Annotated in this window: 18 protein-coding genes; 4 read left to right on the forward strand and 14 right to left on the reverse strand. The window is 65.4% G+C overall.

Going from position 1 to position 19,524, the window contains the following annotated elements:
• Window positions 1-31 precede the first annotated feature (31 nt).
• The 13 genes from BT264_RS23395 to BT264_RS23455 all read right to left on the reverse strand — a co-directional run bounded on the left by BT264_RS23395 (window position 32) and on the right by BT264_RS23455 (window position 16,339).
• Window positions 32-1,666, reverse strand: coding sequence for an ABC transporter ATP-binding protein (locus BT264_RS23395; protein ID WP_072441187.1), 1,635 nt, complete (start codon window positions 1,664-1,666; stop codon window positions 32-34).
• The gene (locus tag BT264_RS23400; RefSeq protein ID WP_072441189.1) at window positions 1,666-2,769 is read right to left on the reverse strand and encodes an ABC transporter permease; all 1,104 of its coding nucleotides are present in this window, start codon (window positions 2,767-2,769) and stop codon (window positions 1,666-1,668) included. The genes BT264_RS23395 and BT264_RS23400 overlap by 1 nt, the downstream gene beginning before the upstream one ends.
• Window positions 2,723-3,775, reverse strand: coding sequence for a microcin C ABC transporter permease YejB (locus BT264_RS23405; protein WP_072441191.1), 1,053 nt, complete (start codon window positions 3,773-3,775; stop codon window positions 2,723-2,725). The genes BT264_RS23400 and BT264_RS23405 overlap by 47 nt, the downstream gene beginning before the upstream one ends.
• A gap of 12 nt (window positions 3,776-3,787) precedes the next feature.
• Entirely contained in the window at window positions 3,788-5,692 is a 1,905-nt protein-coding gene (locus tag BT264_RS23410) for an extracellular solute-binding protein (protein ID WP_072441192.1), read from the reverse strand.
• A gap of 241 nt (window positions 5,693-5,933) precedes the next feature.
• The gene (locus BT264_RS23415) at window positions 5,934-8,714 is read right to left on the reverse strand and encodes a TonB-dependent receptor (RefSeq protein ID WP_072441193.1); all 2,781 of its coding nucleotides are present in this window, start codon (window positions 8,712-8,714) and stop codon (window positions 5,934-5,936) included.
• 352 nt (window positions 8,715-9,066) lie between these two features.
• The gene (locus tag BT264_RS23420; protein ID WP_072441194.1) at window positions 9,067-9,642 is read right to left on the reverse strand and encodes a helix-turn-helix domain-containing protein; all 576 of its coding nucleotides are present in this window, start codon (window positions 9,640-9,642) and stop codon (window positions 9,067-9,069) included.
• A 310-nt stretch (window positions 9,643-9,952) separates the two neighbouring features.
• Window positions 9,953-11,143 (reverse strand): tetratricopeptide repeat protein, encoded by a 1,191-nt coding sequence (locus tag BT264_RS23425; RefSeq protein ID WP_072441198.1) that lies wholly within the window; start codon window positions 11,141-11,143, stop codon window positions 9,953-9,955.
• A gap of 16 nt (window positions 11,144-11,159) precedes the next feature.
• Window positions 11,160-11,591, reverse strand: a complete 432-nt coding sequence (locus BT264_RS23430; RefSeq protein WP_072441201.1) for an ExbD/TolR family protein — start codon at window positions 11,589-11,591, stop codon at window positions 11,160-11,162.
• A gap of 174 nt (window positions 11,592-11,765) precedes the next feature.
• Window positions 11,766-12,188, reverse strand: a complete 423-nt coding sequence (locus BT264_RS23435) for an ExbD/TolR family protein (RefSeq protein WP_072441203.1) — start codon at window positions 12,186-12,188, stop codon at window positions 11,766-11,768.
• A gap of 20 nt (window positions 12,189-12,208) precedes the next feature.
• Entirely contained in the window at window positions 12,209-13,123 is a 915-nt protein-coding gene (locus BT264_RS23440; RefSeq protein WP_072441206.1) for a MotA/TolQ/ExbB proton channel family protein, read from the reverse strand.
• 86 nt (window positions 13,124-13,209) lie between these two features.
• On the reverse strand, window positions 13,210-13,911 hold the full coding sequence (locus BT264_RS23445; RefSeq protein ID WP_072441411.1) for an energy transducer TonB: 702 nt from the start codon (window positions 13,909-13,911) through the stop codon (window positions 13,210-13,212).
• 854 nt (window positions 13,912-14,765) lie between these two features.
• The gene (locus BT264_RS23450; protein ID WP_072441209.1) at window positions 14,766-15,251 is read right to left on the reverse strand and encodes an aminoacyl-tRNA deacylase; all 486 of its coding nucleotides are present in this window, start codon (window positions 15,249-15,251) and stop codon (window positions 14,766-14,768) included.
• A 101-nt stretch (window positions 15,252-15,352) separates the two neighbouring features.
• Window positions 15,353-16,339 carry a cysteine synthase A gene (locus BT264_RS23455; protein ID WP_072441212.1) on the reverse strand — a complete coding sequence of 329 codons (987 nt, stop codon included), beginning with the start codon at window positions 16,337-16,339 and terminating at the stop codon, window positions 15,353-15,355.
• A gap of 141 nt (window positions 16,340-16,480) precedes the next feature.
• Here BT264_RS23455 and BT264_RS23460 point away from each other — a divergent pair, with 141 nt between their 5' ends.
• Both BT264_RS23460 and BT264_RS23465 read left to right on the forward strand, forming a co-directional pair.
• Window positions 16,481-16,969: an adenosine-specific kinase gene (locus tag BT264_RS23460; protein WP_110281371.1), complete on the forward strand. Its 489-nt coding sequence runs from the start codon at window positions 16,481-16,483 to the stop codon at window positions 16,967-16,969.
• A 323-nt stretch (window positions 16,970-17,292) separates the two neighbouring features.
• Window positions 17,293-17,580 (forward strand): YciI-like protein, encoded by a 288-nt coding sequence (locus BT264_RS23465; protein ID WP_072441215.1) that lies wholly within the window; start codon window positions 17,293-17,295, stop codon window positions 17,578-17,580.
• Between the two features lie 10 nt (window positions 17,581-17,590).
• Here the strand turns inward: BT264_RS23465 and corA are convergent, their stop codons facing one another.
• The gene (gene corA, locus BT264_RS23470; protein WP_072441218.1) at window positions 17,591-18,568 is read right to left on the reverse strand and encodes a magnesium/cobalt transporter CorA; all 978 of its coding nucleotides are present in this window, start codon (window positions 18,566-18,568) and stop codon (window positions 17,591-17,593) included.
• Window positions 18,569-18,747: 179 nt separating this feature from the next.
• Between corA and cydX the strand changes: the two genes are divergently transcribed.
• Both cydX and BT264_RS23480 read left to right on the forward strand, forming a co-directional pair.
• Window positions 18,748-18,882, forward strand: a complete 135-nt coding sequence (gene cydX / locus BT264_RS23475) for a cytochrome bd-I oxidase subunit CydX (protein ID WP_072441221.1) — start codon at window positions 18,748-18,750, stop codon at window positions 18,880-18,882.
• Complete coding sequence (locus BT264_RS23480; RefSeq protein ID WP_034181372.1) at window positions 18,879-19,496, forward strand: P-loop nucleotide/nucleoside kinase family protein; 618 nt, start codon at window positions 18,879-18,881, stop codon at window positions 19,494-19,496. Before cydX ends, BT264_RS23480 begins: the two co-directional genes overlap by 4 nt.
• Window positions 19,497-19,524 lie beyond the last annotated feature (28 nt).

Raw genomic sequence — 19,524 nt, forward strand, 5'->3', positions numbered from 1 at the left:
GGTGGCCTGGGCGCGCTTCGCCCGGTTCATGTCAATCATCGGTTCCCTCTTGCGGGCCGCGCACCGGAGCCAGCATCGACGACGCAAGCAGCGCGCGTGTATACGGATGGGACGGCGCATGCAGCACGTCGAGCGTATCGCCCTCCTCGACCACGCGCCCCGCCTTCATCACGACGACCCGGTGGGCCATCGCACGCATCACCGCGAGATCGTGCGTGATGAACAGGTAGCTCAATTTGTACTTCTTTTGCAGATTCGTCAGCAGATTCAGCACCTGCTTCTGGATCGACACATCGAGCGCGCTCGTCGGTTCGTCCAGCACCAGCAATTCGGGCTCCACCGCCAGCGCACGTGCGATCGCGATCCGCTGCCGCTGGCCGCCGGAGAATTCGTGCGGATAACGCAGCATCGACTCGGCCGCCAGGCCGACCTCCTGAAGCAGCACGGCGATTCGCGCGCGGCGCGCGTCCCCGGCCACCTGCGGCCGGTGCACGGCGAGCCCCTCGCCGACGATCTGCTCGACCGTCATCCGCGGCGACAGCGAGCCGAACGGGTCCTGGAACACGACCTGCATCCTGCCGTACAGCGCACGCCTGCCACCCGTCGTCCGCAGCGCTTCCAGCGGCATGCCGTCGATCTCGATCGAGCCGGCCGCCGGTCGCTGCAGGCCGAGCACCGTCGCCGCAAGCGTCGATTTCCCCGACCCCGACTCGCCGACGATCCCGAGCGTTTCGCCGCGCCTCAGGTTCAGCTTCACGTCGTGCACGGCCCGGAACGTCGTCTTGCCGAGCACCGCGCGCCAGCCCTTCGCCGCGATGCGGTAATCGACGGCGAGGTCCTGCACGTCGAGGATCGTCGGTGCGCCGGCCGCGACCGGCTCGACGTCCCGCTGCGGCGCGCTGTCGAGCAGCCGGCGCGTATAGGCGTGCTGCGGCGCGGCGAACAGCGCGTCGGTCGTGTTCGTCTCCACGACCACGCCCTGCTCCATCACGGCCACGCGCTGTGCAAAGCGCCGCACGAGATTCAGGTCGTGCGTGATCAGCAGCACGGCCATCCCGCGCGCGGCCGCCTCCTGCTCCTGCAGTTCGATCAGCAGATCGACGATCTGCTGGCGCACCGTCACGTCGAGCGCCGTCGTCGGCTCGTCCGCCAGCAACAGCCGCGGGCGGCACGCCAGCGCCATCGCGATCATCGCGCGCTGCCGCTGCCCGCCCGACAACTGATGCGGAAAGCTGTCGATACGCCGCTCCGGCTCCGGGATACCGGTGCGCCGCAGCAGCGCGATCCCCCGCTCGCGCGCGTCGCCCGGCCGCAGCCCCTCGTGCAGCCTCAGGCTCTCGGCGATCTGCTTGCCGATCGTATACAGCGGATTCAGCGCGGTCATCGGTTCCTGGAACACCATCGCGATGTCGGCGCCGCGAATCCCGCGCATCTGCTGTTCGGACTTCGCGAGCAAGTCCTCGCCGTCGAACAGCATCCGTCCCGACAGTGTCGCGTGCTGCGCGAGGCGCAGTATCGACAGCGCCGTCACGCTCTTGCCCGACCCCGATTCGCCGACGAGCGCCACGCGCTCGCCGCGCCCGATCGACAGGCTCAGGTCCTGCACGGCCGCCTTCGCGCCGAAACGTGCCGAAAACCCGTCGATCTGCAGCAACGCGTTCGCCATCATCGCCCCCCGCCGAACGCCGAGCCGCGCGAGCGCGTATCGAGCGCGTTGCGCAGTGCGTCGCCCATGAACGTGAGCAGCAGCAGCGTGACGACCAGCGCCGCGAACGCGGAGATCGAGATCCACCACGCGTCGAGGTAGTTCTTGCCTTCCTGCAGCAGCTCGCCGAGGCTCGGCGTCGGCGGCTGCACGCCGAGGCCGAGGAAGTCGAGGCTCGTCAGCGACAGGATCGCCGCGCTCATCCGGAACGGCAGGAACGTGATCACCGGCGTCAGGCTGTTCGGCAGCACGTGCCGCCACATGATCTGCCAGTTCGATAGCCCCATCGTGCGCGCGGCCTTCACGTAGTCGAGCGCGCGGTTGCGCAGGAACTCCGCGCGCACGTAATCGGACAGCACGAGCCAGCCGAACATCGACAGCAGGATGAACAGCAGCCACAGCGACGGCGTGAAGATCGACGCGAAGATGATCAGCAGGTACAGGTCCGGCAACGCGCTCCAGATCTCGATCAGGCGCTGCCCGACCAGGTCGGCGCGGCCGCCGTAGAAGCCCTGCAGCGCGCCCGTCAGCACGCCGACCAGCCCCCCCGACACGGTCAGCGCGAACGCCATCAGCACCGACAGCCGGAACCCGTACAGCAGCCGCGCGAGCACGTCGCGCCCGAACTGGTCGGTGCCGAGCCAGTTGCTCGCCGACGGCGGCGCCGGATACGGCTGCGATGCGAAGTAGTCGATCGTGTCGTAGCGGTAGCGGTTCGGCGGATAGACCGCGAAATTGCCGTGCGACTCGAGCTTCGCGCGCATGTAGGGATCGAGATAGTTCGTCTTCGCGGGAAAGTCGCCGCCGAACGCGGTCTCCGGATAGTCCCTCACGATCGGAAAGTAATAGTGCCCGTCGTAGCGCACGAGCAGCGGCCGGTCGTTCGACAGGCCGTCGGCACACAGGCTGAGCACGAACAGCGCCGCGAAGATCACGAGGCTTGCATAGCCGAGCGGCTGCGCGCGAAAGCGCTGCCACGTGCGCCGCCACGGCGACGGCGACGGCGCGCACGCGGGATCAGTGGTCCAGGCGGCTGAACTGGATACGGGGGTCGACGACGACATAGCAGATATCCGCGATGAGCTTGGTCAGCAGACCGATCAGGGTGAACAGGAACAGCGAGCCGAGCACGACGGGATAGTCGCGGCGGATCACCGAGTCGTACGACAGTTGCCCCATCCCGTCGAGCGAGAACAGCGTCTCGATCAGCAGGTTGCCGTTCAGGAACGCGCCGACGAATGCCGCCGGCAGCCCGGTGAGCAGCGGGATTGCCGCATTGCGCAGCACGTGCTTCCACAGCACGTCGCGCTCCGGCGCTCCCTTCGCGCGCGCGGTCAGCACGTACTGCCGGCCGATTTCCTCGAGGAACGTGTTCTTCGTCAGGATCGTGACGATCGCGAAATTGCCGATCACCGCCGCGGTCACCGGCATCGCGATGTGCCACAGATAGTCGAGCGTCCTGCCGATCAGCGTCAGGTCGTCGAAGTTGTCCGACGTGAGCCCGCGCATCGGAAACACCTGCCAGAACGTGCCGCCGCCGAACAGCATCAGCAGCAGCACGCCGAGCACGAAACCCGGCACCGCGTAGCCGGTCAGCACCAGCACGCTCGTCACGGTGTCGAACCGCGAGCCGTTGCGCACCGCCTTCGCGATGCCGAGCGGTACCGACACGAGATAGGTGAGGATCACCGTCCACAGCCCGAGCGTGATCGACACCGGCAGCTTCGACCGGATCACCGCCCACACGCTGCGGTGCGCGAAGTACGACTGGCCGAGGTCGAACGTCGCATAGCTTTTCAGCATCAGCAGATAGCGCTCGAGCGGCGGCTTGTCGAAGCCGAACTGTTTGCGGATCTGCTCGATCTGCTGCGGATCGACGCCCTGGCTGCCGTGGTAGCCGCCCCCGCCTCCGCCCGCCTCGCCCCCGTGCGCGCTGCCGTGGCGCAGCTGCGCGAGCACCTGCTCCACCGGGCCGCCCGGCACGAACTGCGTGACCGCGAACGTGATCGTCACCACCCCGATCAGCGTCGGGATCATCAGCAGCAGCCGCCTGAATATGTATGCCAGCATCGTTGCTCCCCGTCAGGCCGCCGGAGCGGGTCGTGCCGCCGGCTTCTTCACGTACCAGTAGTCGATGATCCAGTCCTCGTACTGATAGGAGTCCGGCACGATCGCCGGGTGGCCGAGCGTCGCCTTGTACGCGATCCGCGCGTTCGGCAGGTAGTACTGCGGGATCAGCGCGTACAGGTTGATCAGCACGCGGTCGAGCGCGTGCGTGGCCGTTTCGAGATCGTCGAGCGTGTCGGCCGCGAGCGCCGCCCGAATCAGCGCATCGACGGCCTTCGACTTCACGCCCGGATAGTTCTCCGAGCCCGGCTGCGACGCGGCCGCGCTGCCGAAACGGCGCGTCAGCTCCGCGCCCGGGATCGTCACGGGCAAGTAGATGTACGTCGTCATGTCGTACTCGAAATTGTCGAGCCGCTTCTGGTAGAGCGCGCTGTCGATCTCGTGCAGGTACGCATGGATGCCGAGCGTCGCGAGCGCCTGCGTGTACGGCAGGATCAGGCGGTCCATGCCGGGCTGGTCGTCGATGATCTCGATCGTCATCGGCGTGCCGTTCGCGTCGCGCAGCGCGCCGTCGCGGTAGTGCCAGCCGGCCTGCGCGAGCAGGTCGCGCGCTTCCTTCAGGTTCGCGCGCAGCGAGCCCGGCGGCAGCGTCGACGGCTGGCCGACCATCGGCCCGAACACCGCCGGCGGCAGCGTCGACCGGAAGGGTTCGAGCAGCGCGAGCTCCCTGGCGCTCGGCACGCCGGACGCCGCGAACGGGCTCGCCTCCCAGAAGCTGCTGGTGCGGCGATACTGCCCGTAGAACATCATCCGGCTCATCCAGTCGAAGTCGAACGCCAGCGCGAGCGCATGCCGTACACGCACGTCCTGGAACATCGGCTTGCGCATGTTCATCAGGAAACCCTGCATCTGCGCGGGGCCGTCCGGGAATTCCCCCTTCTTCAGCATGCCGTTGCGGAAATTCTTGCCGACGTACTTGCGGGCCCATTGCGTCGAGCTGTACTCCATGCGCGCGTCGACATCGCCGGCCTTGAACGCCTCGAGCGCCGTGTACTGGTCCAGGTACAGCTTGAACGACACGTGGGCGAAACGAAACATCCCGCGCCGCGACGGCAGGTTCGCGGCCCAGTAGTGCGGGTTGCGCACGTATCGGATCTGCTTGTCGTTCTTGCGCTGCTCGATCAGGTACGCGCCGCTCGCGATGGGCGGCACGGTCGCGAGCTGGTCGAACGGCGGCCGCGTGCCGTCCACGCGTTGCCCCCATTTCGGCGAGAACACCGGCAAGTCGCCCGCGATCAGCGCCGCGTCGCGCTCCGCGTGCTTGAATTCGAAGCGGATCGCATGGCTGTCGACCACCACCGCGCGCTTGATGATCGAGAACTGCGCGTTGTAGATCGGCGACGCCTGCGGGCTCGTCAGCGTGTCGAACGAATACTTGACGTCTGCCGCGGTGATCGCGTCGCCGTTCGAGAAACGCGCGGCCGGGTTGATGTGGAACGTCGCCGACAGCCGATCCGGTGCGACCTCGACATCGTCGGCGATCAGCGCGTATTCGGACGCGAGTTCGTCCCAGCTGCGCTGCATCAGCGTGTCGAACATCAGGTTCTTGATGTCCGGCGCGGGCGAGCCACGCACGAGGAACGGATTCAGCGAATCGTAGCTTTGCGCTTCGTCGTAGTTTTCGAAATTCAGCGTGCCGGTGTCCGGCGCATCCGCATCCGCGTAATCGAAATGTGTGAAGTCCGGCGGATATTTCGGCTGGTCGTATTGCGAAATCGCCGACACCGCGAACGCGGCCCGCGGCATGGCGCCGGCCGACGCGAGCAGCACCGCGCATGCGAGCAGCACGGCGCGCGTGCCGTTGCCCATCAGGTATGCATGGCGCGGCACATGTGCCCCTCGCCATTTCAACAGTGTCATGGTCAGTCTGTCCGGAAGCGTGCGGGCGCAATGCCTGCGCGCGGTCGATGCCTGTGCCGGACACGGCATGCCGCCCGCGTCCTGCTGGTAATTCGTGCTGCAAACGATCCGACAAGCTGCGCCGTCGCGGTCCCGTTCGCAGACCGTCGTGGCGCCAGGCGAAAAAAGGCCGCTCCAGAGAAAGGGGGGGTGTGGACGTGGAGCGGCCGGTCTAAAGCCTGTCAGTGCATCGCGATCGCCGTCAGAACTTGTACGTCGCGCCGATCTGCGCGAAGCGGCCGATGTACGAATACACCGACGTGTCGTACCCGCTCTGGCTCAGCGTGCCGTTCGCGAAGATCGGATCGTACGGCGGCGTGCGGTTGAAGATGTTGTCGATGCCACCGTAGATCGTCCAGTTCTTGAAGCCCGTGTACGTCAGCATCAGGTTGAACTGGCTGTACGAACCGACCTTCGGCGGCTCCGGCAGCAGGTTCTGCGCGTATGGGCCCGTGAACTGCCACGTCAGCGCCGCATCGAACTTGCGATAGTTCCAGTCCAGCGTCGTGTTGCCGCGCCAGCGCGGGAAGCTGCCGCCGAACGGCTGCGTGATCGTGAAGTTGTTGCCCGCGCCGTTCACCGGTGTGCCGCCCGGGAAGCCGATCTTGTAGCTGTTGATGTACGCCCAGTCGCCCGACAGCGTGAGCATGCCCCAGCCCTTGAGCGGCAGCCCCTGGCGGAACGTGCCTTCGAAGCCGTTCGTGTCGAGGTAGCCGAGGTTCTGGTACGGAATCACCTTGTACAGCAGCTGGCCGGTCGTCGGGTCGGTCACGACCTGCGACGGCTTGCCCTGGCCGATCACGTTGTCGATGCGGATCTTGTACCAGTCGAAGCCGATATCCGTGTAGCGGGCCGGCGAGACCTGGAAGCCGATGTTGAAGTTGCGCGTGCGCTCCGGCGCGAGATTCGGGTTGCCGACCGTGATCGACGTGTAGTTCTGGCCGGTGGCCGGGTCGACCTGGATGCCGAGCGTCTGCGACTTGCTGTCCTCGACGAAGGTCGGCGCACGGAACCCGCGGTTGTACGACGTATACAGCGTGAGCGCCTTGATCGGCTGGTAGCGCAGCGCGAAGCGCGGCGAGAACGCACCGCCCACGTCCGTGTAGTGGTCGTAGCGGCCTGCCTGGCTGAACGTCAGGTTCTCCAGGATCGGCACGTTGATCTGGTAATAGACGGCCGCGACGTTGCGCGCGCCGTTCACTGTCTGCAGATCGGGCGAGATCACCGCGCCGCTCAGGTATTCGGAGCCCGGTGTCAGCGTTTCGCTCTGGTGCGTGAACTGCGCGCCGAAGCCGATGCCGACGTCACCGGTCGGCAGGTGGAACAGGTTCGGCGTCGACAGCGTCGCGTCGATCGTGTCGAGCTTCGAGATGCCGAGATTGTTCGCTTCCTGGTACAGGCCGTTGAACGCGTTCGGTGTCGCCGCCGGATTCGCGAAATTCAGCGTGCCGTTCTGGTAGATGTTGTTCAACGCGTTCACGTTCAGCTGGTTCGTGAACACGTTCGATACGGTGCTCTGCGAATGGCTGACCGAGGTCGCCCAGTCCCAGTCGCCGTACGGCAGCGTAAACGAACCCTTGATACCGGCCGACGCGCGCCAGTAGTTGGCCCAGGTCTTCTGCGCGACCGTGTTCGGGAACGCGTAGGTCAACGGCGTCGCCGCGCCCGTCGTGTTGTACGGGTTGGTCACCGGTACGACCGTGTTGAACGGCGACAGCAACTGCGTCTGCGGATTCCACACCAGCGCCGGGTTCTGCGGGTTGCCGATCACGTTGTTCCACAGACCGTTGTTGGTCGTGGTGGTGTTGTAGCTCTCGAGGAAGTCCGCGAAGGCCGTCGTCGTGTCGTTGATCTTGAAGTCGCCATGCAGCTTCGCATTCAGACGTTCGGTCATCGGCAGGATCGACGTGCTTTCGGCCGTGTTGTACGAGCAGATCGTGCCCGGCAGGCCGGCCGACAGCGAGTTCGGCGCGGCCGGTCGGACCGCCCCGCCGAACGGGCAGCCGCTCAGCGCCTGCGCACTGCCGTCGGGCATGTTCCAGTAGGACGGCGCGAGCAGCGAAAAGCCGCCCGGCTTGCCCGTGAAGTCCTGGTTGCGGGTCGAATCGCGATCAGCAAGGGTAAAACCGTTCGACTTGTAGTAGCTGAGCGCCGCCGTCACGTTGAAGCGGTCGGCGTTCAGGTCGCCGAAGCCGCCGAGCACGCCGAACTTCGTCGTGCCGTCGCCGTTGCCGGCGTTGATCGCGCTGCCGATGCTGCCGTCGAGCTGCAGCCCGCGGAAATTGTGTTTCGTGATGATGTTGACGACGCCGCCGATCGCGTCCGACCCGTATTGCGACACCGCACCCGTCTTCACGATTTCGATGCGCTCGATGTCGTTGAGCGGCAGCGTGTTGAGGTCGAAGAACGAATCGACGCTGTTCGAGAAGAACGCATACGGTGCCACGCGCTGGCCGTCGATCAACACGAGCGTGTATTTCTCGGACAGGCCGCGCAGCGCGATGCCGGCCGCGCCGGCCGCGAAGTTGCCCGACTGCCCTTCATTCCAGCTGTTCGCCGAGTTGGCCGTCGCATTGCGCAGGAAGTCGGTCACCGTCACCGCGCCGCTGGCCTGAATCTCCTTCGGCGTGATCGTCTGCACCTGCTGAAAACCGGTCTTGTCGGATTGCCGGATCAGCGAGCCCGTCACCTCGAAACGCTTGATCTGCGCGACCTTGCCCTGCCCGTTCGCGCCGGGTGTGGCAGGCATCGCCTCGGTTGCCGCACCGGACGCCGCGGCACCCGTTGCAGCGGCGGCATCCGGCGTGCTGCCCGCCTCCTGTGCGACGGTCACGGGCGCGCCGTTCGCGACCGCATCCGCGATCGCGACGGCGCCCGGCGCCGGCTGGCTCTGGGCGAACGCCGGCGGCACCAGTGCGGCCGTCAGCGCCAGTTCCGCCCAGACTATCCTCTTGATGGCCAACGCCAAAACTCTCTGCTTCATCTTGTTCCCTCTCGCTCGTAGTAAGACCCCACCTGCAGTGCGCCGGAACCTTGTGAATTCCTTGCGCGTCCTGGGCGCCGGTGTATCGGAACCCGCGATTGCCACTCTTCCGACTGCCATGACTCCAACGGATCGGCCTCGGGGCACCCGTGCCAGTCAGCACCACCGTCTTTTATGATTTTGATTCGTCATACTTATTACCTACATTGAGCGCACTTCCCTGCTACCTCCCGATTCGATGGACGGCGAATCCTGCTGGCGACGAGCATGACTCGCGCGCCGTACCGCATGCCATCCACTGTCGATCGGGTACTTCTCCTTCATCGCGGCGCGCAGCGCCGGCCGCCCCCGGCTAGAACAACCTCGGCGTGCCGACCCAGACGATTACCGCCTCTTCATCGGCCGTGTTGCGCCACGCATGCGGCATCGTCGATTCGTAATGCGCGGTATCGCCCTCGTTCAGCGTGAGCGTGCAATCCTCGAGGGTCAGCGCGACCTGCCCGCGCATCACATAGACGAACTCCTCACCCGCATGCGTCGTCATCTCGGACGGCGACTGCCCTGCCGGCATCCGGACGAGAATCGCTTCGAGCTTGCGGCCATCCACCAGATTCGTCAGCCTGGCGAACTGGCTGGCCGAGTTCGCGAACTGGAAATACTGCAGCGCGTCCCTGCGGCACACCGAGCGCGCCTCCGTCGGCGTGTCGATGAAATACTGCATCGTCACGCCCAGCGCCTTCGCGATCCGGACCAGCGACGTGATCGACGGCGTTGCCCGCCCGCGCTCGACCTGCGACAGGAACGGCTTCGAAATGCCGGCGATCGTGGACGTTTCGTCGAGCGTGAGTTTCAGGCGCTGGCGCAGCGCCCGGATCTTGTTGCCGAGCGACACGGCGACGAGCACCGACTCATCAGGGGGCAAAACCATGGAAAGTCGGAGCCTCGCAGTCGAAATCGATTTGATGTCGGCGATCCTTGACCGATGCGATGACGCGATCGGCCCGGTGCGATACCCGGCTGCGCGCTGCCGTTGCGTGCAGGCGGCGCACGGCGCAGCACGGCACCGTCGCCGCACGGTCGCGCAGCCTTCGGATATTTCATTCGGTTTACTAACTAACAAGGCTGCCCCTTTTCTTCGTTTAACCTGACCGTCAGGCACTCGTGCTGCCATACTGCCGCGGCGGCCCGCCGCTTTTCGACCGCGCCCGTGTTGCGCGCCGTCGCGCCCTTCCGTTGCGTTACCGGGACGCCACCGCCGTCCAGAGTTTTGCCAGGTCGCCGGAACCGTCGGCTCCCTTGACCGTGCGCAGCACCTGGACCGCGCGCGCCTTCTGACCGGCCACGTAGTACGCCTCGCCGAGCCGCAGCCGAGCCGCGTCGGGATGCTCGAGCCCGCCCTTCGCGATCGCCTGCTCCATCATCGGCAAGCCCTGCTGCGGGTGGCCCGCAAACACGAGGTTCATGCCCGCGTCGATCGGCGCCGCCGGCGCGGCGGCGTCCCCGCCCGGTTGCGCGCGCTTGGCGGCGAGCGCCTGCAGCCGCTTCTCGCGGTCCGCCTGCGCGTCCTTGCCGAGTACGCCGGACGCGAACCCCTGGTCGATCACTTGCTTGCCTTCGGCGGGAGACCCCGCAACCAGCGCGAGCTGCGTCATCTCCATATACGCGTCGGCCGTCGCGAGCGACCCCGTCGCCCGGCGCAACCGGTAGATGTCGAGGTCGAGCGACGACAGATACCCGGGGTTGCCGCGAATGGCCGTGACCATTTCGTCCCAGTACGCGGGGCTTGGGTGGTAGGCCACCAGCAGCCCGAGCGCACCGCGGTATGCGCTGCCGTCCTTCATTTTCTGCGCGCACGTCGCGAGCATCTGCAACTGCCCTTCATCCGGTGCGTGTCCGCCATTCGCCTGCGCGTCCGTGCTCGCCTTCAACTGGCTCACGACCGGCGCGCAATCGTTCGACAGGTAATACGACTGCGTGAGCAGCGTGCGCATTTCCGGATCCGTCCCGCCCACCTTCAGGTAGCGCTGCGCGGTCCGGATCGCCAGCGGGTAGTTCTTCTGCTGGAAGTAGATGCCGGCGAGCGCCGCCGTCGTCCGCTGCTCGTCCTCGCCCGACAGCCGCCCCGAGTTCAGCACGGTCTCATACGCCTGCGCGGCCGTGCCGGACTCGCCGGCCGCCATCGCCGCCGCACCGCGCATCTCTTCCACCATGTACGTTTCGTACGGCGTCCGGCTGGGCACGGCGGCGGCCTGTGCGATCCTGCCGAGCGCCTCGCGATACTTGTGCGCCCGGTACAGCTCCTGCGCCGCCGCCAACGGTTTCGCCACGTCCGGCCGCAGCGCGTCCGCCGGCAGCGCCGGCCGGCCGAGCATGCATGCCGCGCCGAGCGCGGTCACCGCCATCATCCGTTTCCATCGTCGCTGGTTCATCGGCTCGTCCGTTTCGTCATTGCATGAACTGCTCGTTGCCGATCAGGCCGATCTTGGTCGCACCCACGCGCTGCGCGGATGCCAGCACGGCCGCCACGTCCTTGTATGGCACCAGCTTGTTGGGCCGCAGATGGATCTCCGCCTGCACGGGTTCCGCCGCCACCTGGGTCAGCTTCGCCTCGAGCGCCGCGCGGTCCGGCACCGGCGCGCCGTTCCACGTCGTCGTGCCGTCGAAGTCGATGTCGATCTGCACGATTTCCGGCGGTGTCGCCGGCGGCGGCGGATTGCCCACCGGCAAATCCATCTTCACCGAATGCATCTGAATCGGGATCGTGATGATCAGCATGATCAGCAACACCAGCATCACGTCGATCAGCGGCGTGGTGTTGATGTCGACCATCACGTCCGGTTCCGCATTGCCTCCGCCCGAAGGCACGTTCATTCCCATCGTCGACTCCTGTCGATCCGAGTAAGTGCTTCAGCACTTACTCTGCCCCATGCTTCGCATCTGATCCCATGCTTCGCGGTCGATCAGCGTTAGCGCTTTAGCGGTTATGTCGGCTGGAGTGGGTGCTTCGGCACTTACTCCGGCCCCATGCTTCGCAGCAATTCCCGTGCGACGCTAGCCACCGCGCGCCGGCGGCTCCGTAATGAATGACAGCTTCGCGATCCCCGCACGCTCGCACATCGTGACCACCCGGCCGATGAACTCGTAGCGCGTGTTCTGGTCGCCCCGCACGTGGACGCTCGGCTGCGGCTGCTGCTGCGACACGCCCTTCAGCTTCGCGAGCAGCGTCGACGCATCCACCAGTTGCTCGCCCCAGAAGAAATCGCCATCGCGGTTCACCGCGATCTCGATGCTTTTCGGCGTCGTCTGCAGCGGCTGCACCGTCTCTTTCGGAAGCTGAAGCTGGATCGTGTGCGTCACGACCGGAATCGTGATCAGAAAGATGATCAGCAACACCAGCATCACGTCGACGAGCGGCGTCGTGTTGATGTTGGCGATCACCTCGTCGCTATCGTCCTGCCCGACGTTCATGGCCATCGCGCGTCTCCGTCAGCCGATCAGTTCGCGAGCGATGCCGCCGGCGCCGACGCGCGCACCGGGCGCCGGTTGCCGGCCAGCAGCACCGTGTGCAGTTGCGCGCCGAAGTTGCGGACGCGTTCCATCACGGACTTGTTGCGCCGGACCAGGAAGTTGTAGCCGAGCACCGCCGGCACCGCGACGGCAAGGCCGATTGCGGTCATGATGAGCGCCTCGCCCACCGGGCCCGCGACCTTGTCGATCGACGCCTGGCCCGCGATGCCGATCGCCGTCAGCGCGTGATAAATCCCCCAGACCGTGCCGAACAGCCCCACGAACGGGGCCGTCGAGCCTACCGTGGCCAGAAAAGCGAGCCCGTCCTGCATCCGGTTCGACACGTTCGTGATCGAGCGCTCGACCGATACGTCGATCCACGTGTTGCGGTCCACCGCTTCCAGCAGTGCGTCTTCGTGATGCTCGCCGGCCTCGATCGCCGTTTCGGCGATGAAGCGGAACGGCGACGCCTCGTCGAGCAGCCTGGCGCCCTCCGCCAGCGACGGCGCGGTCCAGAGCTGGGCGTCCGCCAGCTTCGCGCGACGATTCGCGCGCAACTGTTCCAGGAACTTGGTGATCATGATGTACCAGCTTCCCATCGACATGATCACCAGCAGGATCAGCACGAAACGCGCGACGAAGTCGCCGTTCTTCCATAGCGCGCCGAGGCCGTACGGATTCTCGACCGCTTCCGTCGTGGCCGGCGCGGGCGGCGGCGCCGGCTCGGCGGCGGCCGGTGCCGGTGCCGGTGCCGGCGTGGCCGACGGTGCCGCGGCCTGCGCCGACGTGCCGGCCGCCCCGCTTGCCTGCGCATGAGCGAGCTGCGGTGCAACGAACCCGTCGACTGCCGCGACGGACATCAACATGCTTGCCGCCAGCGCGGCCAGTGAACGCTTCGTCATACCCCACTCCAGTTCTTTCGGTGAACTTAATACTTAAGTTCGATATGGTTTTCCTCGACCCGGCGCGTGCCGGGCCGCCCACTGCATCAATTCAGATTGAACGAGAACGGCACCTGGACCCGTACCGGCTGGCCCTGCGCGACGCACTTGAACCGTTTCACGGTGTTGTAGGCGGCGCGATCGAGGATCGGATCGGCGGACTGCGCCACGCGCTCGTTCGTGATGTTCCCTTCCGCATCCACGACGAATTCGATCGTCACGTCGCCCGTGATGTTGTTTTCCTGCGCTTCCTTCGGGTACTGGATCGCCGCGCGCAGCGTGTCGGAATTCGGGCAGACGACGCCTACGTCATGGCTGACCGGCTTGGCCGGCGCCGGAGCGGGCGCCACGACCGGCGCCTGCACGGCCGGCGCGGAAGGAACCGGGGCCGACTGGTGCGTGATCGTCGCCTGCGGCGGCGCCTGCACCGGCACTTCCGGCGGCGGGACGAACGGCGGTGGCGGCGGCGCGAATTTCGGCGGCGGGAGCTTGACGACGGGCATCGGCGGCGGCGGCGGCGGCTTGACCGGCTCGATGATGCGGGTTTCGATCGGATGCTGGATCACCTGCACGACTTTCGTCGCGAGGCCGTTGAGCAATGCGTAGATCAGCACTGCATGCAGTACCAGGACGATTCCGATGCCGCCGAACCGGCGCACCGGATTCTGCTGTTTCTTGCCGAACTCTCGCGGACGCCCCAGCGTAGCCAGTCCGCTGTTCGAAGTAGTCAAACCTTCTTCGACTTTCATGCCCACCATGCATCCCCCAAGCGATTCGCCCAGTTTCGGGTTGCTGCCGGAGACGGAGCCAGGTCGGCATCGCCACCGCATCAACCCGAACATTTCATTTCAAATTCAATTAGCAATCCGAATTGAAAGAATCACATTCGAATTCAAATTCATTCTTTTTCAAGGAATCGTTCCGGCCGGCGCGGCCCGGTGTCACGCCGGAAATCCACGCGCCTGCACGGTCAGGCAATTGTCAGCTGTGCTGGCGCGACTTCGTGTTTCGTATGACGATTCACCGTTCGTTACGCGGTGATGTCAGTGGCGCCGTTCACTTGGGTGCAGAAGATAGCAAGGAAAAAATTTTGCCGTCAAACTTTATTTGATGCCCGAATACAAAGTTTGGAGGATTTATTCAAGTAATATTTTGGTAAGCATAAATCCATCTTTTATTATTGAAATGGTAATTGATTTGTATGGGTATATTCGAAATCGAATGTTGAATCATTTCGACATAAATATCCGCATATTTCCCACGCCGCACCAAAATGGTTCACCCCTGAAGCGACGTGCAAGGCTTATCCCTTCATGTCGCCAATGCCGACATCGGTCGTCCAGTGCCTGCGCTCCCCCGCCTCTAGTCGCCGACACCGCTCCCGGGACACATCGAGAGCACGAATGGCCCGCGTCACAATTGATCTGCAATCCGATACAAACATAAGAAGGACCTTCACAACGTGAAAGCCCTCCAAACCATTTCGTATATCGAATTAACCGTGGAGGATGACACGCGAAGTCCCGGCGCACGAACATGTCGCCCACACTTCGGCACGCATACGTGCGCGCCAGCCCCGCGCGTCACCGCACGCGCCGCGCAATCACGACTGCATACCCTGCATCTTGTGCGAAAAATGCGCGCGCTCGGCCGTCTCCATCAGCGCCAGGAACTCGTCCTGGGTCATGTGGATCAGCGCTTCGTGGTCGCCGGCCTCGAAATAAACATCCGGCTGCTGCGCGAGGCGTTCCTCGAGGAACGTTTTCATCCCGTACGCCATGCAGACCGGCGGCAGCGCGCCCATGTCGCAATCCTTGAACAGTTCGCGCAGTTCGACCTCCCGGGCGAGCACGAGATGGCGGCCCGTCTTCACCCAGAGATCCGACAGGCGCACGGCGTGCGTCGTCGGTAACACGGCGGCGACGTAGCCCTCGTCGTCCTCGAGGAGCACGGTTTTCGCGAGGCGATCGCCGGGAATATGCGCGGCGGCGGCCGTCTCCATGCTCGTATGGCTATAGGGGTGGTACACGACTTCGTACCGCGATGACTTCTGGCGCAGGCAATCCTGCAGGGTGGCAGATACAGGCATGGCACACCTCGTCTGGGCGAATCGGGCGAACGGAGTTCGCTCCGGATTTGTTCAGCATAGGTCGCATTTGGGCCGATGGAAATCGCCGCTTCGCCCCTTCTTCATTCAGGCTCCCCCTCCGGTTCCAACCCCTTTTCGCGCAGCCATTCGCGGTTGAAAAGCCGCGCGCGATAGATGTCGCCGCGATCGCACAGCAAGGTCACGATCGTGTGTCCCGGGCCCATCCGGCGCGCTAGCCAGACCGCCGCCGCGACGTTGATGCCGCTCGATCCGCCAACGTACAGCCCTTCCTCGCGCAGCAGCCGGTAGACCATCTTCACGCACTGCGTATCGTCGATCCGCACCGCGTCATCGATCGGCGCGCCGGCGAGATTCGCGGTGACACGCGTCGAGCCGATGCCTTCGGTGATCGAGTTGCCTTCGGCGCCGAGATCGCCCGTTTTTACGTAACCATAGAGCCCGCTGCCGTGGGGATCGGCCAGCACGATCCGGACCTCCGGATTCTGCTCCTTCAGGTAGCGGCTCACACCCGCCAGCGTGCCGCCCGTGCCGGTCGCGCAGACGAATGCATCGACCGTGCCCGCCGTGTCGCGCCAGATTTCCGGCCCGGTCGTCTCGTAGTGCGCCTGCCGGTTGACCACGTTGTCGAACTGGTTGGCCCATACCGCGTTGTCGAGTTCGTCCGCGAGCCGCCCGGCAATCTTCTGATAGTTGTTCGGGTCGCGGTACGGCGCCGCCGGCACCGGGCGCACGTCGGCGCCGAGCGTGCGCAGGATCGCCATCTTGTCCGGCGATTGCGTGTCGGGAATCACGATCACGCAGCGATAACCGCGCGCCGCGCAGATATGCGCAAGACCGATGCCCGTGTTGCCCGCCGTGCCCTCGACGACGGTGCCGCCCGGCTTCAGCGCGCCACGCTGCTCGGCGTCGCGGATGATGTAGAGCGCCGCGCGATCCTTCACCGAGCCGCCCGGATTCATGAATTCCGCCTTGCCGAGGATCTCGCAGCCCGTTTCCGCGCTGAGCTTCGCCAGCCGGATCAACGGTGTGCGACCCACACAGTCGACGAAGCCCTGTCGCACGTCCATGTCCCCCTCCTTTGCATTCGCGCTCGCGGCACCATACACAACGAAGGATAGGACGCGCCCGCCGCTTTCGGCGCCGGCCGCCGCGTACTAAGCTTGGAGAGCCCATTGCGGCGCGCGCCGCATCGCCAGACGAGGTCCGCCATGCTGCAATTGCAAACCGTCGCCGTCGACAAGCCCGAGGCCATGAATTTCATCCTCGGCCAGTCGCATTTCATCAAGTCCGTCGAGGACATCCACGAGACGCTGGTCGGCACCGTGCCCGGCATCCGTTTCGGGCTCGCGTTCTGCGAGGCATCGGGCAAGCGGCTCGTGCGCCGTTCCGGCACCGATGCGGATCTCGTCGAACTCGCGTGCCGCAACGCGAGCGCAATCGGCGCCGGGCACGCTTTCATCGTGTTCCTCGGCGACGGTTTCTATCCGGTCAACGTGCTCAATGCGATCAAGGCCGTGCCGGAGGTCTGCCGGATCTACTGCGCGACCGCGAACCCGACCGACGTGATCGTCGCGGAAACCGCGCAAGGACGCGGGATCGTCGGCGTCGTCGACGGCTTTCCGCCGCTCGGCATCGAGAACGACGACGACGTGCGCTGGCGCAAGGATCTGCTGCGCACGATCGGATACAAGGCGTAGACGCGGGCCGCCGACGCGGACAGTTCATGATCGCGTCGCCTCTGCCGGGGCCTGCCCTGCAGACGCTGCAGCATCATTGGACGGACCTTCGTGTCTCGGCTTTGTGGAACGAGATGCAAAAGCCCATGCATCAGCGGCGCGTTCGCGGCGGCAATCTCAGGGCGTAGGACAGCCAGACCGTTAGTTGCATTCTAGAGAGCGAGAATACGCTTCCGCTTGCGTCGCGCCGCCGCCGCCCGGCTGTCCTATACTGGCCGCAGCAGACCGACCGACGGCCGCGCCGACACACCGGCCACAGCCGCCGCCCCTTCCCGGAGCAACGCATGCATTACCAGCTGATCTACGAACTCGTCGACGATTACCTGTCCCGTCGCGAACCGTTCCGCGCCGAGCATCTCGCGCTCGCGCAGGCCGCGACCGAGCGCGGCGAACTCGTGCTCGCCGGCGCACTGTCGGACCCGGCCGACCAGGCCGTGCTCGTGTTCGAAGGCGATTCGCCGGAAGCGGCCGAGTCGTTCGCGCGCGCCGATCCGTACGTGCAGAACGGCCTCGTGAAATCCTGGCGCGTGCGCCCGTGGCGCGTCGTGGTCGGCAAGCACGCGCCGCGCTAGACGCGCGGGGCTACAGCCACCCTGCCCGCTTGAAGCGCCACCACAGCGCGAGATCGGCCACGACCATCACCGCAATGCAGCCGTAGAAGCCGTATTTCAGGTGCAGCTCCGGCATGTTCGCGAAGTTCATCCCGTAGATGCCGGCGATCATCGTCGGAATCGCGAACAGCGCGGCGAACGAGCCGAGCCGCTTGGTCACCTCGTTCTCGGCGAGCGAGATCATTCCGAGGTTGACCTGGATCGCCGTCACGACCATCTCGCGCCGCCCTTCGATCGTCTTCACGATCCGCTGCAGATGGTCGTACACGTCGCGGAAGTAGTGCTCCATCCCGCTGCATATCTGCGGAATGCGTCCGCCCGTGAGCTTCGCGAGCGGCTCGATCAGCGGCGCCGTGTGCTGGTGCAGCATCACGAGGCGACGCTTCAGCGAATAGAGATCCTCGATGATCGCGCGCGACGACGCGGGCGTGGCCTTCGTGAAGATGCGGTCTTCGAGTTCCTCGAGCTCGGCGCCGAGCGTTTCGAGGATCGGAAAATAGCGGTCGACGACCTGGTCCATCAGCGCGTAGAACACGAACGCCGAGCCTTCCTGCAGCAGATGCGGCTCGCGCTCGCAGCGCTTGCGCACGTCGCGGAAGTCCTGCTCGGTGTGGTTGCGGATCGACAGCACATAGTTCGGGCCGACGAACACGTTCAGCTCGCCGACCTTGAGTTCGCCGTCGCCGTCGAGCTCGACCATATGCAGCACCGCGAACAGCGAATCGCCGTACTCCTCGATCTTCGGCCGCTGATGCCCCTTGCGGGCATCCTCGAGCGCGAGCTCGTGCAGCCCGAACTCCTCGCCCATCAGGTCGATTTCGTCGGGCGTCGGATCCTTCAGCGCGACCCACACGAAGCATTCGGGCTTCGACACGTAGTCGCTGATGGCGTCGATATCGATGTCGGCCAGCTTGCGGCCGTCCTGGTATGCAGCACAGTTGATCAGCATGTTGTCCGTGATGTTGCGGTTTGCACATCAGTTTACCGGTTTGCTGCACGGTCGGCCCGGCTTGCGCGGCACACCGATATTGGTCATGATCGTGCTGCGTGCACCGCAGCACGCGCACCAACGCACTTCGGCACGTACGCCGCACGGCCGTGCGGCCCAACCGTCAAGGAGACAGACCCATGTGGTATTTCTCGTGGATACTCGGCATCGGCGTGGCACTCGGCTTCGGCATCATCAACGCGATGTGGCTGGAAGCGGAAGTGTTCTCGCGCAGCGACACGTCGAGCCAGGGGGCGGGGAGCAAATATTCGTGACGCACCTGGTGTTCTTCTGCGGTCACGCCGGCACCGGCAAGACCACGCTCGCGAAGCGGCTCATCGGGCCGCTGATGCGCGCGACCGGCGAAGCTTTCTGCCTGCTCGACAAGGACACGCTGTACGGCCGCTACAGCTCGGCCGCGATGGGCGCGCTCACCGACGATCCGAACGACCGCGACAGCCCGCTCTACCTGAAACATCTGCGCGATCCCGAATACCACGGCCTGCTCGACACGGCCCGTGAAAATCTTGCGCTCGGCATCAGCGCGATCGTCGTCGGCCCGCTGTCGCGCGAAGTGCGCGACCGGCGCATCCTCGACCGCGCATGGCTCGGCATCGCGCCCGACGTCACGCTGACGGTCGTCTGGGTCCACACGTCGGAAGACGTCGCGCACGCGCGGATCGTTGCGCGCGGCAACCCGAACGACGCGTACAAGCTCGCGCACTGGGACGAATACCGGCAGCGCCGCTTCGTACCGACCGGCCACGAATGCGACGGCATCGTGATGTTCGACAACACCGCACCGTCCGACGCAGACGTCGACGCATTGCTGTACCGCATCGTGCCGCCCGCGCCCGCCGCGACGATCGTCCCGCCGCTGCCGGCCTGACCGGCACCTACGCCCTTCTCTCCCCCAA

It is taken from the genome of Burkholderia sp. NFPP32, from assembly GCF_900119325.1.
In the GTDB taxonomy this organism is placed as follows: Bacteria; Pseudomonadota; Gammaproteobacteria; order Burkholderiales; family Burkholderiaceae; genus Burkholderia; species Burkholderia pyrrocinia_C.

Bases quoted from the DNA above. Each gene is read 5' to 3' on its own strand.
- BT264_RS23460 (WP_110281371.1), top strand. From the start codon at position 16,481: ATGCTGCAATTGCAAACCGTCGCCGTCGACAAGCCCGAGGCCATGAAT.
- BT264_RS23415 (WP_072441193.1), bottom strand. From the start codon at position 8,714: ATGAAGCAGAGAGTTTTGGCGTTGGCCATCAAGAGGATAGTCTGGGCG.
- corA (WP_072441218.1), bottom strand. From the start codon at position 18,568: ATGCTGATCAACTGTGCTGCATACCAGGACGGCCGCAAGCTGGCCGAC.
- BT264_RS23425 (WP_072441198.1), bottom strand. From the start codon at position 11,143: ATGAACCAGCGACGATGGAAACGGATGATGGCGGTGACCGCGCTCGGC.
- BT264_RS23450 (WP_072441209.1), bottom strand. From the start codon at position 15,251: ATGCCTGTATCTGCCACCCTGCAGGATTGCCTGCGCCAGAAGTCATCG.
- BT264_RS23440 (WP_072441206.1), bottom strand. From the start codon at position 13,123: ATGACGAAGCGTTCACTGGCCGCGCTGGCGGCAAGCATGTTGATGTCC.
- BT264_RS23395 (WP_072441187.1), bottom strand. From the start codon at position 1,666: ATGGCGAACGCGTTGCTGCAGATCGACGGGTTTTCGGCACGTTTCGGC.
- BT264_RS23420 (WP_072441194.1), bottom strand. From the start codon at position 9,642: ATGGTTTTGCCCCCTGATGAGTCGGTGCTCGTCGCCGTGTCGCTCGGC.
- BT264_RS23435 (WP_072441203.1), bottom strand. From the start codon at position 12,188: ATGGCCATGAACGTCGGGCAGGACGATAGCGACGAGGTGATCGCCAAC.
- BT264_RS23410 (WP_072441192.1), bottom strand. From the start codon at position 5,692: ATGACACTGTTGAAATGGCGAGGGGCACATGTGCCGCGCCATGCATAC.
- BT264_RS23465 (WP_072441215.1), top strand. From the start codon at position 17,293: ATGCATTACCAGCTGATCTACGAACTCGTCGACGATTACCTGTCCCGT.
- BT264_RS23405 (WP_072441191.1), bottom strand. From the start codon at position 3,775: ATGCTGGCATACATATTCAGGCGGCTGCTGCTGATGATCCCGACGCTG.
- cydX (WP_072441221.1), top strand. From the start codon at position 18,748: ATGTGGTATTTCTCGTGGATACTCGGCATCGGCGTGGCACTCGGCTTC.
- BT264_RS23430 (WP_072441201.1), bottom strand. From the start codon at position 11,591: ATGGGAATGAACGTGCCTTCGGGCGGAGGCAATGCGGAACCGGACGTG.
- BT264_RS23400 (WP_072441189.1), bottom strand. From the start codon at position 2,769: ATGTCGTCGTCGACCCCCGTATCCAGTTCAGCCGCCTGGACCACTGAT.
- BT264_RS23445 (WP_072441411.1), bottom strand. From the start codon at position 13,911: ATGAAAGTCGAAGAAGGTTTGACTACTTCGAACAGCGGACTGGCTACG.
- BT264_RS23455 (WP_072441212.1), bottom strand. From the start codon at position 16,339: ATGGACGTGCGACAGGGCTTCGTCGACTGTGTGGGTCGCACACCGTTG.